Genomic DNA, 15,516 nt, shown 5'->3' on the forward strand with positions numbered 1-15,516 from the left:
ATACGGTCTCTAAAGCAACTACGGCGCCCTCTCTCTAACTTACTTCGAACTATTCCCAGACTCTAATTGCTCCACAGCCTTATAGGCTTCTTCATTGAGAGCCTGCATCCGCTGGATATTCTGAGCCATTCTGGGCAGCGCATTTTGGCGATAGGTTGCTACGTCTGTAAGTGCCGCTTTCACATCCTGAAATGCCCGTTCCAAAGACTGAATATCAATAGTAGCCTCAGAAGCTTTCTTCTGGATATCGGCTCCTTGATTTTTGAGCATAGCAGCATTATGAGCGATCAAGTTGGAGGTGGTTTTATTTAAAGCTTCAATTTTCTTGAGTACGATTTTTTGATTGGCCAAGGCCGCCGCACAAGCCACAGCCACCTGTAAGGCACTAATGGTAACGGTTCGAGCTCGATCTACACCACGAATTAGTTCCCGGTTGTTTCGAATGATCAACTCAGTCGTCAAAACACCTTGCTGTACCACTTGCACCGTTTGTTGCAAATCCAACACTCTCTGACGTAAGGCAAACAACAACTCGTTTTGTACAAAAGCAGCTTTTTCCTCATCATTAGCCAGATCACGGTCCACTTTATACTGCAACTTTTCATCCAGCAACTGCCCCAACTGAATCGATGATCTCAATTTTTCTAAACCGCCAAGCATTCGCTCTTTGTCTTGAGATAAGGTGACATTGTCCCGGTTCAATTCATCCCTTCCCGTTTGAAGAGAAACCATAATGCGATCAATTACTTCTTCGGCAGACATGTAGCGGGCAAAATACCGGCTAAGCTTGCTACCAATAAAAGGAAGGGCACGTGCCACACTTTCCATAAATCCAGCCGCACTGGTCAAATCGAATCGTGTAGGATCCAGAGACTCTACCTGATCTTTTAGATCCACCAGAGACTTGGCCACGGGACCACCATCCTCACCGGCTGCGCTTAGTTTTCGGATCGGTGTTTCGAGCATTTTACTCAAGTTGGTCACTTCCACCTGAGTTTCCGCTCCCATTCCGTCTACCGTTTGGCGCTTTTCCAATTCCGATACATCCTGGCTTAGTAGCTTGTACACATAATCCTCTACCTGCTTTTCGAGATTATCCTGAGGAACTTCAGCTGGAACTTCATTAAATCCCAGATCACTTCGTAATTGATCATCCGATTCCAATTCCAGATTCTTGTGTGGTTTGGCTTGTTCTTCCATGGTTCCGTGATTATTGTTTCCCAAAGATAATTTTTCCCGAATTGTAGGGTTATTCTACCTGTGACATCCCTTATCAAAATCTCGCATGATTCTTGTATACAATAAGCTCATGACTCAACGACTACTGCTTAGCGCTGCCCTAATATTCTTCTCGTATTCTGGCTTTGCAACGACTCAGCCTTACCTCTGGATTCAACATCAACATGGCTCGTATGTACTGGAATCCGGAAACCTGGATATTCAAAACAAAAAGGTACGTCACTCCCCTTCTGAATCAATATCTCGCTGGAAACAGGATTTGATGACTCAGTGGAATCAAGATACTCAAGACCTCATGATTGTGTTTCATTGTTTATATGGGAGTCAATCCACCTTTTTCAAAAACCAGGCTCGTTTTTTTGATGAACATCTGAGTCAGCAGGGCTATCAAGTGCTCTACATCAAATGGGAAGCACCAGCATTGGGATATGCCAAAAACTATAACCAAACGGCCCCAATGATGGACTTTGCCCGTGACTCGATTTTGAGTCTATTTCGGGAATTAAGAACTTCTCAACCCGACAAAAAGATCAACGTGTTTTGCCACTCCATGGGCAATCGGGTATTCAGTCTTTTGTTTGAAGGAGGGAGCTCTCATCAAACCCAAAACCTATTTGATCACATCTACCTGGTAGCACCGGATCTACCAGAAAACATCCTAAATACCCAAAGAGGGCAATCCATTCTGGAAAGCTGCAGTGATATGACCATCTTTTACCACAACAAGGATCGCTTACTCAAAACCTCCGGCAAAATTCATGGAATTGAGCGATTGGGATTAAACGGTTTAAACGATCCTTCCATGAATTCTTCCATCCGCAATTTGGAAGCTACCGGGTGCAAACACCGGGTATGGTGGGCCTCACTATCCAATCATTTATACTATTTCAGCTGCGATGAAGTAATGGCCGTGGTCACTTCCGATGGCTAAAAGAAGAGTCACCTATTATCAAGTTGAGTGTGAGCTAATAACCGGATTGTTTTAAATCAGGATCGAATTTTTGCCGGCAACTTATTAGAATTAGCCAATTTTAGAGCGTGAAGCGGCTCTTTGCACATCCTTACTTCTGGTGGATCACCCTACTTGTTTATAGCGCTTATCACCTCATCACGCTCAACTTCACTCCTACTCCCTGGTTCGATGAAGAAATCATGTTGAGTCTGTCTAAGTCCTTTATGGATTCTGGTGAATTGAACCTGGAGTTAGCTCCCTACTTTCCTTACTCCCAAAACTACCATCTGTATGGTCCTTTGTATTTCTGGTGCACCTCTACCCTGATGACGTGGTTTGGAATCGGTGTTTTTCAGTATCGCCTGACCGGTTTGCTCTTTGGGATTGCAGCTGTCCTTGTTTTTCGGCAAATAGTGCGGCACCGGTTTTCCGTTGAAAAAAGCAACCTGTTTGCCCTGCTTTTCATGCTCGATCCCATTTTTCAAAACAACTTGCATGAAGGTCGAATGGATTCGATGGCCATTTTCTTTGTGGGAGCCAGCTTTTGGCCCCTTCTTCATTTTGAAAAGCATTCGAAAAACAAATGGATTCTACTTTCAGCGATTTTGGCCTTGTTAGCCTTACTCACCACTCCCCGAAGCGCCTTCTTCTTATTTTTCATAGCGATCTATCTATTCTATTCCACCCCTTGGAGAATGGCTCTCATTTGGAGTTTAACCTTAATCGTTGGCTACCTTCCCTGGGTATTTTGGGCCTTTGGTTCTGTTCCGCAATTCATTTCCTACTACACCGATTTTAATGCCCTCTTCCATTCCTTCTCTTTGTTGGAAAATCCCTGGATTCCAATGTTGTCCATCCCCATGATGGTGATAGCATTCCTTCAACTGGCTCTTTCTTGGAAATCCAAAACTTTTGCGGACCTAAAAGACAAGGGAATCGTCTTCTTTTGTTTGACTGCCATCGTTTGTTTTCATCTATTGGTCAAGGGCGGTAACTACGTGGTTTTCGTCATACCGCTGTACGCAATGCTAATCCTTTCCCTGGTCCAGGAAAACAAAAGGTTGAGTTATCTCGCTCCGATACTTTTGATCATCTCCCACCTTGGAATTAGCGCCGCAAAGCTCATTAATCTGGATTTCGGAACTCCCAAAAAGCATCAGGAACTGGTCGATTTTGTAGGTCAATATATTCCACCTGGCAGTAGAACCGTAGGGCCAGAGAAGTTCTACTATGCCGCTTTAACTCATGAATTGGAATATCAATCATCTACCTTTTGGTGGCTGTCTCCCACAGAAAAACGAGTGGATTTTCACAAATCTCAATTTGATCTGGAATACCTGATTGCGCCTTGGGGCGCTCCAAATCTCTATCCAGATGTTATGTCCCTGGATACCGTGGCCGTATTGCGCCAAAAGTCAGCGGGTTTTAGGCCTTCTATCCCAGGACTCGCATTTAATCCAAAGGATTTTAGTTGCGTGATTCTCAAAAGGAAAAAGATCTATGAAAACTTCATGGAGGCAGAATATGATCATACCTTCTATTTGTCTGAGTCAGGTTCTGATACCAACATTGGTGACCTGGAAAATCCGTTGAGAAGTTTAGAAGAAGTAAGAGAAAGATTGGTAGCATTTCGTAAGCCTGACTCCTCGGAAATGCTCGCCATTCATGTGGTCTTACGGGAAGGCACCTATCGACCGACTAAGCCTTTATTACTGAACGAAGAAATGCCTCACCTAAACATCACTTTTGAAGCCTTTCCTCAAGAGGCGGTTCGAATTTCGGGTGCTAAGGAACTTTCCTTCGAACCGGGATTGGAGCGCTTATCCATACCCTTCGAGAAAGTGGAAACAGATTTTACTCAGCAATGGACCAGTTGCTGGAAAAACGATATGATTTGGCTTCCGGAAATCTTTGTGGAAAATCAACGAATGAAAAACTCCATATGGCCTGAAAAGGGATGGGGTCGGATTGGAAAGCGACTGGACTCCGCGACTTACCTTATTGAAGGTGTAGATGGAAAAATTCCTGCTCTTGCCAACGATTCATTTGCCGTGTTTCACGGATTTCCTCAATGGGACTGGGCGGATTACCATTTTCCTTTGAAATATGTCTCTAATCAAGCAATTCAATTCGAGCAATCTTCACGTTGTTTGCCCAATCAAAAATTACGACTCCAAAACGTGAGATCAGCCTGGGATAGTCCTGGAGAGTATTACTTCAATTATCCTCAACAAACCATCGACCTTTTACTACCACCACATTTCCAAGGAAAATTGGAGATAAGTACCCTCGATACGTTGATCCAACTTCAAAATTGCTCAAACATCACTTTTCGAGGCATTCACTTTAGCCAGGGTCGTGGCTCCGGAATCATCGGTGATTCCGTGTCTCAAATAGAAGTAGAACACTGCACTTTTCAAGGGTTTCAAGGAAATGGAATACAATTGACCAATGCCAATCAAGTTAGAATCAACCATTGCGAATTCCATGATTTAGGAGAAGCAGGGATCACTTTGAAAAATGGAGTGGGTCAGGTGGAAAACAATGAGATCGAAATAGAAGGCAACAAAATCCATGATATCGGAATCAACATTCTGGCCTATCGCCCGGCTATTCATGCCGTTGGATCTGGAATGGACATTCATCACAACGAAATATTCGATTGTCCTCATGCCGGTATTATCTTCAAAGGTTCAGAGATTCACATCCATCACAATGAGTTGTATAATACTTGTCACTCGACCTCTGATGTGGGCGTAATCTATTGTTTTAACGAATCCTTTCTATCCTTTAACAACCAGATCGAGTTCAACTACATCCATGACATCAACTATTTGAGGGACCATGGCTCCATGGGGGTCTACCTCGATGGATTCACCTCTGGAACCAGGGTTAAAGAAAATGTGATTGTCAATTGTCCTAATGCGATTATTCTCAATGGCGGATTCTTTAATGAAATCACATCGAACTGGATAATTGATTGCATACCGGCTTTGAAAATCAACGCACCCGGATTTAGCTACTCACATCACTTCTTTGATGAAGACCATGCCTTTGTGTCCGGCCCAAAGGCCCGAAAGGAATCCCATCCGGAATTCTATGCTAAGTATCCTGAATTGAAAAAAATGGAAACATTTAATGATGCACGAATTCCCCAAGAAAACCTCTTTGAAAACAATCATTTGATCCGTAGCTCCTGGAAATATTCCTTGAAAACTCTCCTCCAGGAAAGTCGAGAATATGATGCTTTAAATAGCCAATTTGGCCCAAACATCTCACTCGATGATTCCATTCCTGAGGGGCAAATAGATCTGACCAGTACCCAGTTTCTTCCACTATCACATCTAAATGGATATCTCTTTGAAGATTATACCTGGATAGAGCAATCGGATACCATTCACTTGCTCGAAAACAAGGGCCTAAAACGGTGACCTTCATTCGGGCCCAATAATCTGAAGACTCGTTTTGAAATAATTGTAATTTAGGACAACCTTAAAGTAAACACCATGTTCCAAGAAAAACACTTCTTCATCACCAACCGCTTAACTACCAATAACGGGGTAAACAAGATTGTAGATAAAAACGATCGATGGGATCAAAGCGGGGAATTGCACTATGCCCCGATGCGTACTTCCGGAGCCATGCCCGTGGTGGAAGAATGGAATGATCAAGCCCAGTTTGAGCTTCAAGTGCTCGAAAAGGTGAAAAACATGCCTCCTGGAAAAAGAAACGTCGTCATCTACTTCCATGGTTTTTATGGAGATCCTCGCAAAAACGTGGGCAGTTACATGTACAAGGTTTTTAACGGAATGAAACATGCCTACACCAAGGACGCTGCTTTGGGAATTGGATGCATTCTACATTTTTCCTGGCCTTCTGGTGGAGTCAGGGAATTGGTGGATGACAAAGCCCATGCTCAAGGAGTAAGCCTATACAAGCATAATCTGGATAAAATCAAAAAGCTCTACGATACGCTTAAGGCTAACAATATCAGGTTGCATCTCATGGGACATTCCTTTGCCATGCAACTCTTTAATGGGTTTGCCAGTCAGATCAAACCAGCCGATCGTCAAATGTTTGACAAGATATTCTTGTTTGCTCCGGACTTACCGTATAAATCCATCCAACCTGGTGGTGTGGTCGTAACCGATCCGATCCACAAAAAGGAAGATCCTAACGCCGACGATGAAAGAAAATACGACTTTACCAGACTCAATCAAATTGGGGGTGAGGTTCATGTATTCTGGAATGAATTTGATTACCTGCTTTATGGTTCCACACAATTAAAACTCAAGGCCATCAAAAAATGGAAGAAGGATGAGTACAAGGATCCCGAAAAGCGAAAAGAACATGCCGACGGACACACCGTTTTAGGCATTATGGGTGGAACCAATGGTCAACCGGCAAACTTCTATTTCCACGACATACATAATAAGCTAAAGCCTACGGAAAAGGCCTTTCAATACCGCAACCCAAATGATCTTGGACTGGGGTTAAGAAAGGAATATCGGGCCATGATTGCAGCCAAAAAACCTGGTGTTCATGACTTTAGCGATATACATGCTAAATGGAACGCCATAACTTCAGCTATTACTGGTGGCCATAAAATCAATGCGCACCGCTGTATGTTCTCAACCCAAAAAGTAGTTTCCACCGTAAAGAGCCTGCTATAAGCAACTTCGTTACCTCCATTTTTGTTTCCTTAATATGGCAATGAGCGCCGAACCGTGCCTACGGAACCCTCGGGAATCCTTATTTTTGCAAAAATTCCGGAAACATGATTTATCGCATTCGCGTATTGCTTGACACCGAAGAGGACGTTTTTCGTGATATTGAGATTCAGGGGAGCTCAACGTTCGAGCAATTTCACCAAGAGATTATCCGGGCTTTTGGATGGCAGGCCGAAGAAATGGCCTCCTTTTACGAAAGCAACGAAAATTGGGACAAGGGAAAAGAAATCCCCCTCATGGACATTCAGGAAGAGTTTGGTCCTGAAAAGTTAGCTACCATGTCGGAAGCCAAAGTGGAAGATTACTTGCACCACGTTGGCGATAAAATGCTTTATGTATTTGACTTCTTTTTGATGTGGTGCTTCTACTTGGATGTAGTGGCGATCAAAGCCCCATCTTCCAGCCAAACCTATCCATGGGTTGCGGTTTCGTATGGTGATGCTCCGGCTCAACATGAAAAAGAGCCTGTGGACTTCGGAGGTTCTGAACCTGAATCGAACGGCGATGATGAGGATGATAAGTCAGGTCCCTATGACTTTAATTTCGATGATCTAATCGAGAATTGATCTCCCAGGAGCATACCCTATTAGTAGTTACCGGCCCCACGGCGGTTGGAAAAACGGAACTAACGATAAGGCTTTCTGAGCATTTCCAAACCGAAATAATATCCGCAGATTCCCGGCAATTTTACCAGGAGATGAGCATTGGTACGGCCAAGCCAACCTCAGAAGAATTGGCTCGGGCCAAGCATCATTTTATTCATTCTCATACCATAAAACAACCACTCACGGTAGGTCAATATGAGCCGGAAGCCCTCCAACTGATAGAGGAACGCTTTCAGAAGCATAAACTTCTAATATTGACTGGAGGATCAGGCCTGTTTATAGACGCGGTGTGCAAAGGAATGGATCCACTCCCCTCTTCGGATCCTAAATTAAGAGAAGAAATTACCCAACGATGGAAGACCGATGGCATCGAATGGCTGCAAAACAAACTGCAGTCGCTCGACCCGGAATACTTTGCCCAAGTAGATCAGGCCAATCCTCATCGCCTAATACGGGGAATTGAAGTATGTCTACTGTCCGGAAAAACGTTTAGTGAGTTGCGCTCCAATCAAAATCAGAAGCGCCCCTTTCGAACTTTGAAAGTATTGCTCAACAGAGAGCGGGAAGAGCTTTATGATCGCATAAACCGAAGGGTTGATATCATGGCCGAACAAGGCTTGGAAGAAGAAGCTAAGGCCCTACTTCCCTATCGCGACCTCCCTCCACTACAGACTGTAGGCTATCGTGAATTCTTCGATTATTTTGACGGAAAGTGCACCCGCAAAGAAGCTCTCGACATGATTCGACAGAACTCACGGCGCTATGCAAAGCGGCAATTAACCTGGTTTAGACGTGATGAAACGTATCAATCCTTTCATCCCGATCAGTATTCCGATATTTTGCAATGGATTGAAAATCAATTGAATTAACATTCTACTTGGATGGTTTGCCAGCCAGCAGACCATATTCATCTGATTGACACACAACCTAAACCATTGGTCATTCGTTAACTAAATGATGCTTATTTGACTAATCCATCAAATTAATTACCTTTAATCAAGTGTGAAAACATAGATTTGTCACCCTTATAATTTCGAACTATGTCTTTGATAGAAGCCCTTTACTCCGGAGATCATGCTAAGGCCAGAAGCCACATTCGCAATTTGATCAGAATCGCTTGTGCGGATGGACAAATGGATGACCCCGAATACCAATTGTTGTTGAAAATTGCCCGGAAGTACGAACTTTCTGAGGCCGATGTGAAAGATATCATCGAGCACATGGATAGTGTAGGTTTTACACCTCCGTCCAGCAAGGAAGATCGTCATGCCCAAATCTGGAACCTGGGACGCATGGTATATGCCGACGGTATTATTGCCGAAGAAGAAGTTGCATTGCTTCGTCGTTTTGCCATTGGTCTTGGATTCCCATCCAGCATTGCTCCAAAATTGGTAGACGGTGTGATTGAGATCGTTAAGGCCGAATCCCACGAGGAAGATGCCATGGCTCAGATCAACCGAATTATGAGCACTACAGCTCGCTAAGAAATTTACGTTTAATCTAAGCTCCTAATCCCGAAAAGGTGGGTTTCAACCCTCAGCTTTGCGGTTGATTTAGGAGCTTTTTTTTGCCCTATTCGTAGATTCAAAATCGATATAGAGCGTAGATCCGGGGCCATTCCAAACCGTGTTCAAACAACAAGTCTGGCTGATCAGAAACGTCTACCTCTGGCCCCTTAAACTCTTTTTTCTCCGTAATGGGAATCAATTTCTCAAAGCTATACCTCAAGTGAGCGGCCAATAGAAAACGTTTTCCCAAAGCAAGCTCACATCCCAAAAGTGCAGAACCACCAGTAGCTAAATACGACTTTCGATGTTCATGGGATGAATAGGGTTCCTTGGCATCAACAATCAACCCAGGAGACAGATTTCTACCTGTATCCGAGCCTATGGTAATCCAATTAATTTCATTTTTCCAATTTCGAGTGGTGTAACCCAGTTCTCCTTCTGCTCCTACCAGAACATAAAATTTCTCTGATCCTAAACAGCGAAAGGAAACTCCAGGGCTCCAATGAAAATTATTCTCCCAGAGTTCATAATCATGCAAATAGGCTGATGTATCTGTCAAAAGCCTTGAATCACCGTTGATCATATCCCTATTTATTTCAACCTCGATTAGGCCTCTCCAATTCAACTTGTTTTGATGGCGACGATAAAGAATGGCCAAATGGTAGTTATTGGGATCGCCGCTAAACCAATCCTCTCCTAAAGGAAATAGAGCGACACCAATACTGTTGGAAAAATGAGTATTTGAAGCAGATTCAGATTGGGCATGGCCAAATCCCCCTATTAAAAGGCAAATGGTCAGTAGAAAAATGGTTTTTAACATGGTTGGTTAAGCGATTTTGTCAGAATAGAAAGGAGAGGTTAATGTTTAAAGGATTTACATCGAATTCCGTACGAACTTCATTGCTACTACCCGGATCTAAGAGGTTATCAGGGTCCACTTCAGATTGATCCACTTCAAAAAGAAGGGCCATATCCGCTGATATTTGTAAGCCAAGGTTCCAGCGATTTCTAATGAACAAATCGTAACCCAAAATGGGTGTAATACCCGTTTTAATGTAATGCTCTTCTACATAGCTGGGTCTGCTATTTACGGAAGGTATAGGGTACCCTTGCATATAGATCGTACCGGTTACCGTATCTCGTTCATAGTATTGATCCGAAGGATATACTTCTTGACGATCCCTTACATATCCACCGACTACCTCTAGCCCATATAAGAACCGAGAACGTTTGTTTTTTCCAGAAAAGTAGCGTTCCATACCAAAGCGTAAATCTGCACGCATATGTGAATATTGCCGCGTATACGCTCGTAAAACACTATCATTCAAAATTTTAATTGGAGTTGACCTCATCCCCAATTCATAAATTTCATTTTCAAAATTACCCTTAAGCCGCCAATTGTACTTTCCCTTATATCTACGGTAAATAACTGAAAGCTCGGGGTTGAAAGACTGTTCCCCCTAATATGACCACAATAGGTGTAAGGCTTACGCCAATACTGTGTTTATGGGCAGGAAATTTGTCGGGAGTCTCCACTTGACTCTTTGAAAACTCATCCGATTGGGCAAAAGCAGAAGGTACGGTCAATGCCAATACCAGAATACAGAATACTCGAAACATGGTGATGTATAGTTTCCAACACCAACGAAAAAGCAAAAGATTTTAGTATGCCGAAGCGACTTACTTTCTTCGGAATAAATCAGTTAGCCATTTCTGACATGAACTTGATACGCATCAATCGAATCTCTTCTTCTGAGTAATCCTCGTCTGCCAATTCCTGGTAAGCTTCTTCCAAAGTACCGGTTTCAGCATCTTCCTGGAAATAGTCGAAAAGCTCTTCCTGGCGATCTTCATCAATCACTTCATCGATGTAGTAACTGATGTTCACCTTGGTTCCTGAATCGACAATCAATTCGATTTCGGAAAGAAGATCATCCATCTTCATATCCTTGGCATCTGCGATATCTTCCAGACTTCTCTTGCGATCGATGTTTTGAATGATATAAACCTTCTTCCCCGATTTATTCACCACCGATTTCACCACGATATCTTGGGGACGATCGATGTTGTTTTCTTCTACATACTTGGCAATGAGCTGTACGAATGGTTTTCCAAACTTAGTAGCCTTTCCCTGTCCTACTCCTTGCACATTCATCAATTCCTCCAGGGTTATGGGTATTGATTGGCCATGTCCATCAAGGATGGTTCCTGGAAAATAACGAAGGGTGGAAGATCCTTTTCACGGGCAATCTTCCGGGTCAAATCCTTGAGTTGTCCAAAAAGAACTTCGTCAGCTGCACCACCTTGAGCTCGGGTATTAAGGATAATGTTATCGTCCTCAGCACGGGCCTCGTAATCGTGATCAAGAATAATGGTGAAGGGTTGAGGGTTATCCAAAAAGGCCTTACCGGTTTCGGTAATCTTTAATACACCATAGGATTCTATCTCTTTGCGAATCAGACCAGCTACAATGGTTTGTCGCACCACGGCCATCCAATACTTTTCGTCTTTTTCTTGGCCTTTACCGAAGGAATCTAAATGATCATGACGGAAAGATTTGACTTCCGAATCTGCCTTCCCTAAAAGAATCTTAATGATGTATTTGGCTTTGGCCGTCTCCTTGAGTTCGCGAATACACTTGAGCAACAATTCCACCCATTGACCACCTTCTTCCCGGGGACGAGGATTAACGGCATTATCATCCATTTTAGCTCCGTCGCCATGTTCTTCATCAAATTCTTCACCAAAGTAGTGCAGTAAGAATTTTCTTCTCGACATAGCCGTTTCGGCATAGGCCACTACTTCTTCCAGTAGCTGACGACCTACTTCTTGCTCAGCAACGGGCTTCCCTTGCATGAATTTCTCAAGCTTCTCGATGTCCTTGTAATCGTAGAAGGCCAGGCAAATTCCTTCACCTCCATCTCTTCCTGCACGACCCGTTTCCTGGTAATATCCTTCCAGACTTTTGGGCATATCGTGGTGAATCACGAATCGGACATCCGGCTTATCGATTCCCATTCCAAAGGCAATGGTGGCAACGATAACGTCTACTTCCTCATTGAGAAACATATCCTGATTGCGAGCCCGGGTACCGGCATCAAATCCCGCATGGTAAGGCAATGCCTTTACGCCATTTACTTGCAGCGTTTCGGCCAGTTCCTCTACCTTCTTGCGACTCAGGCAATAAATAACCCCCGATTTTCCTTGATGCTGTTTTACAAATCGAATGATCTGCTTGGCAACCTCAACCTTAGGACGAACTTCATAAAAAAGATTAGCTCGATTGAAGGAGGCCTTGAACACTTTGGCATCCACCATGTCCAGGTTTTTCTGGATATCTGATTGAACCTTCGGGGTCGCGGTAGCGGTTAGCGCCATTACCGGAATATCTTTTGAAATCCCTTTGATCATTTGCTTGATTCGGCGGTATTCCGGACGGAAGTCGTGCCCCCATTCAGAAATACAGTGAGCCTCATCGACTGCAACAAAGGATATTTTCAATTCTCGGAAAAAAGCAATGGTATCTTCCTTGGTCAGGGTTTCCGGAGCTACATAAAGCAGCTTGGTTTTCCCAGACATCAAGTCCGATTTAACCCGGTCTTGTTCCGTTTTGTTCAAAGACGAATTCAGAAAGTGCGCTACATGATCTTCTTCCGAATACCCGCGGATACTATCCACCTGGTTCTTCATCAAGGCAATCAAAGGTGAGATCACGATTGCCGTTCCTTCCATCAGTAGAGCTGGAAGCTGGTAACACATCGATTTCCCCCTCCAGTAGGCATAATCACGAAGGTATCATGCCCATTTAGTACGCTCTGAATTATTTGTTGTTGTTCCCCCTTGAAAGATTCAAAGCCAAAATATTTTTTTAATGCTTCATTTAACTCCATAAGCACCCCTATTATTTTGGAATCCGAACTTTGTGAAAGAGTTGATATTCATAACCTTGTATATAATCCTGCCCCACCGTCTCCGGTGCAGTTTAAAATTAAAAATTGTTTTAATAAATGACCAATAAAGGGCTACAATTATTATAATAAGGTCAATTGGCAGCGGGTAAAAATGGTGAATTTTTTACCTTTGACGCGAAAATACAAATTGCATGAAAAATAAGAGTAACTGGATCCTGATAAGTTCAATGATTTTGGTCGCGGCCATGACACGGTTATTGCCTCACCCTCCAAACTTTACCCCAATCGGCGCCATGGCCTTATTTGCTGGAGCTGCACTCGGTCGCAACTGGATCAAGTGGATTCTCCCAATTGGTGCTCTTTTTATTTCCGACTTAGTACTTAACAATACCGTTTATGCCCACATGAACGATGGATTTGTACTATTTCACGAAAGCGTGCTTTGGGTTTACGCTTCTATGCTGGCTATCGTAGCTATCGCCCCTATGTTGATTCGCAAATTATCTGCCGGTTCTGTTTTGCTTGGGAGTTTAAGTGCTTCTGTACTTTTCTTCCTGGGTACCAATTTCGGCGCCTGGATGTCTATGAACATGTATCCTATGACTTGGGATGGTTTGATGACTTGCTACGCAGCGGGTGTGCCATTCTTCGGTTACAACGTTTTGGGAGACTTAGTTTTTAGCACGGCTCTTTTCGGCGGATTCTATGTGATCTCTATCCAGTATCCACAACTGGCTTACCTAAAAAAGTCTTAAGAAATTGTGAGCTAGGCTGACTAAGGAGTCGATTCTTAGTTGGCCTTGGTTTCCTTATCCCAGATAATCTGGCTGATGGGGTCTCCGTTTTTGAAGTAATACACTCCTCCCCAGGAGTGAACGACTTTCATGTATTCGGTCCCTTTATTCCCTTCTACAACAATTCTCTTAGTAATTGTTTTGTTGTTTTTCTTGTAGGTTCTTTCTGTTACTCCCTGAGGATAATTCTTGGCCAGCGCGGCAATAAAAGCGTCGCTCTTCTTATCCATGTGATCCAGATCGTCAAGTTTCTCTTCCTCTTTATGGGCTTGCTCCGCCATTTGATCATTTACCCGCTGGGCTTGTTGCGGAGCCACCTGATCTTCGGGTTTGTAAGTAGCAGCTTTGTTGTAGAAAAAGGCTGCTTCTCGCAAATCACCTCTACCCTCTGAGGCACGAGCCAACTCCATGTACTTTTCGTAATCGGCTTCTTTTTGTTTTTCACGTTCTGCAACTGCCAACTTGGCTTCCTCTTCAGCCTTTTTATCAGCTAACAGTTCCTGAACAAACTTTTCATCTTCAATCAAGCGTGGGTCATCGGGATGAATCTCTTTAGCCTGAGCCAATAGAGCCAACGATCCATTCAAGTCTCCTGCGTCAGCCATTTCCTGAGCACGGGTTAGGTAATTCTCAAAATCAGCTTCTTGTTGAGCTTTTTGTGCTGCCGCAAACTCTTCGGCCTGACGCTTTTCTTCGATTTTTTGGGTGGAGGTTTCCAGTTTGCGCTGAGGCAAAGCGGCCCCCGGGCGAATATCAAGGGCCTTTTCGTAATTGATTTTGGCTTGTTCAAAGTTGCCATCCGAATAAGCGGCATCCGCCAAAGCCATGTAATTGTTGAAGGCAACGGTTTGTTCCTCCTCTTTCAGCATCTCCTGTTTGATGAGCTGCATTTGCTGATTCACCTTGGTAGACCCTGATTTCAAGGCCACTGCGGCCTGGTATTTTTCCAGAGATTCGCTCCACTCCTTGCGTTTAAAAAGGCTATCGCCGGATTCAACCAATACAGCATATTGCTCATCGCGGTTAATCAAGTCAAGTACTTCCTGTAGTTTTTGAGGAGCCTCTTCCCGCTCGGGAATCAAATCCATGGCTTTGTAGTAATACGAAGTAGCCTCGTCGTAAGATCCGGCCTTGGTATATTTATCCGCTTCAGCCAGGTATTCATCATACATCCGACCTTGCTCCTTCTCCATTCCCTTTTCCTGCTTCTCAAAAACCTGAACTTGCTTTTCAAGTTTGGCCAATTGTACTTCACGCTTGGAGCTGTATTCGTAGTCGATCACAAAATCATGAAGGTCGCTGTCAAAGTGAATTCGAGCTACCGGATCTTTAAGAATGCTCACATCCAGGCCATCATATCCTTTGAATAGGCTGATCTCCGCATAAGCTCTTTCGTAGAGATGAATTTTTTCTTCGTTGGGTACATCGGCCAAATCGATCAGAATTTGCTTGGTAGCTAATCCCTCACCTACAAACTGCAAGGTGTAAATTCCATCAAAAGGCATCAGGTACTTAAAGTCCCCTTTCAAATCGGCCGTGGCCTGATCAAATTCGGATCCATCTTTAAGCACACGAACACGGGCATTGGGGAGTACTCTCCCCTTGTGTTTAACGATAATCTCGAATCGAAAGCCTACATCTTCGGCTACCTGGGTAGTATCTGTGGCTGGTTGCTCCTGACTAAAACCCTTAAATCCCAGAAGGACACAACATACGAACAGAGCAATTCCCCTGATCCAAAAATATGCCCGGTTATTAGTCATTATGCGATTAAAAG

The 15,516-nt window shown here is 43.7% G+C and carries 12 protein-coding genes and 1 pseudogene; 7 read left to right on the forward strand and 6 right to left on the reverse strand.

The window, feature by feature from the left end:
• Window positions 1-39: 39 nt before the first annotated feature.
• Window positions 40-1,200 carry a toxic anion resistance protein gene (locus tag KFE98_21380; protein UTW62516.1) on the reverse strand — a complete coding sequence of 387 codons (1,161 nt, stop codon included), beginning with the start codon at window positions 1,198-1,200 and terminating at the stop codon, window positions 40-42.
• Between the two features lie 85 nt (window positions 1,201-1,285).
• Between KFE98_21380 and KFE98_21385 the strand changes: the two genes are divergently transcribed.
• The 6 genes from KFE98_21385 (at window position 1,286) to KFE98_21410 (ending at window position 9,010) form a co-directional block, all read left to right on the forward strand.
• The gene (locus tag KFE98_21385) at window positions 1,286-2,170 is read left to right on the forward strand and encodes an alpha/beta hydrolase (protein UTW62517.1); all 885 of its coding nucleotides are present in this window, start codon (window positions 1,286-1,288) and stop codon (window positions 2,168-2,170) included.
• A 107-nt stretch (window positions 2,171-2,277) separates the two neighbouring features.
• Window positions 2,278-5,622, forward strand: a complete 3,345-nt coding sequence (locus KFE98_21390) for a right-handed parallel beta-helix repeat-containing protein (GenBank protein UTW62518.1) — start codon at window positions 2,278-2,280, stop codon at window positions 5,620-5,622.
• A 75-nt stretch (window positions 5,623-5,697) separates the two neighbouring features.
• Window positions 5,698-6,864 (forward strand): alpha/beta hydrolase, encoded by a 1,167-nt coding sequence (locus KFE98_21395; protein UTW62519.1) that lies wholly within the window; start codon window positions 5,698-5,700, stop codon window positions 6,862-6,864.
• Window positions 6,865-6,968: 104 nt separating this feature from the next.
• Window positions 6,969-7,487 (forward strand): hypothetical protein, encoded by a 519-nt coding sequence (locus tag KFE98_21400; protein ID UTW62520.1) that lies wholly within the window; start codon window positions 6,969-6,971, stop codon window positions 7,485-7,487.
• A complete protein-coding gene (miaA, locus tag KFE98_21405) occupies window positions 7,484-8,395 on the forward strand; it encodes a tRNA (adenosine(37)-N6)-dimethylallyltransferase MiaA (protein ID UTW62521.1) in 912 nt (303 codons plus the stop codon). Before KFE98_21400 ends, miaA begins: the two co-directional genes overlap by 4 nt.
• A gap of 171 nt (window positions 8,396-8,566) precedes the next feature.
• A complete protein-coding gene (locus tag KFE98_21410) occupies window positions 8,567-9,010 on the forward strand; it encodes a hypothetical protein (protein UTW62522.1) in 444 nt (147 codons plus the stop codon).
• Window positions 9,011-9,110: 100 nt separating this feature from the next.
• Here KFE98_21410 and KFE98_21415 read toward each other — a convergent pair whose 3' ends face one another.
• The 4 genes and pseudogenes from KFE98_21415 to recQ all read right to left on the reverse strand — a co-directional run bounded on the left by KFE98_21415 (window position 9,111) and on the right by recQ (window position 12,924).
• Complete coding sequence (locus KFE98_21415) at window positions 9,111-9,854, reverse strand: hypothetical protein (protein UTW62523.1); 744 nt, start codon at window positions 9,852-9,854, stop codon at window positions 9,111-9,113.
• Between the two features lie 19 nt (window positions 9,855-9,873).
• Window positions 9,874-10,317, reverse strand: coding sequence for a hypothetical protein (locus KFE98_21420; protein UTW62524.1), 444 nt, complete (start codon window positions 10,315-10,317; stop codon window positions 9,874-9,876).
• Window positions 10,318-10,450: 133 nt separating this feature from the next.
• A complete protein-coding gene (locus KFE98_21425) occupies window positions 10,451-10,654 on the reverse strand; it encodes a hypothetical protein (protein UTW62525.1) in 204 nt (67 codons plus the stop codon).
• A 79-nt stretch (window positions 10,655-10,733) separates the two neighbouring features.
• A pseudogene (gene recQ / locus KFE98_21430) lies at window positions 10,734-12,924 on the reverse strand (DNA helicase RecQ).
• Between the two features lie 212 nt (window positions 12,925-13,136).
• On the opposite strand from recQ, the gene KFE98_21435 reads away from it, so the two are divergent.
• Entirely contained in the window at window positions 13,137-13,700 is a 564-nt protein-coding gene (locus KFE98_21435; GenBank protein ID UTW62526.1) for a hypothetical protein, read from the forward strand.
• A gap of 35 nt (window positions 13,701-13,735) precedes the next feature.
• Here the strand turns inward: KFE98_21435 and KFE98_21440 are convergent, their stop codons facing one another.
• On the reverse strand, window positions 13,736-15,502 hold the full coding sequence (locus KFE98_21440; protein UTW62527.1) for a hypothetical protein: 1,767 nt from the start codon (window positions 15,500-15,502) through the stop codon (window positions 13,736-13,738).
• Window positions 15,503-15,516 lie beyond the last annotated feature (14 nt).

Source organism: bacterium SCSIO 12741 (genome assembly GCA_024398055.1).
In the GTDB taxonomy this organism is placed as follows: domain Bacteria; phylum Bacteroidota; class Bacteroidia; order Flavobacteriales_G; family Salibacteraceae; genus SCSIO-12741.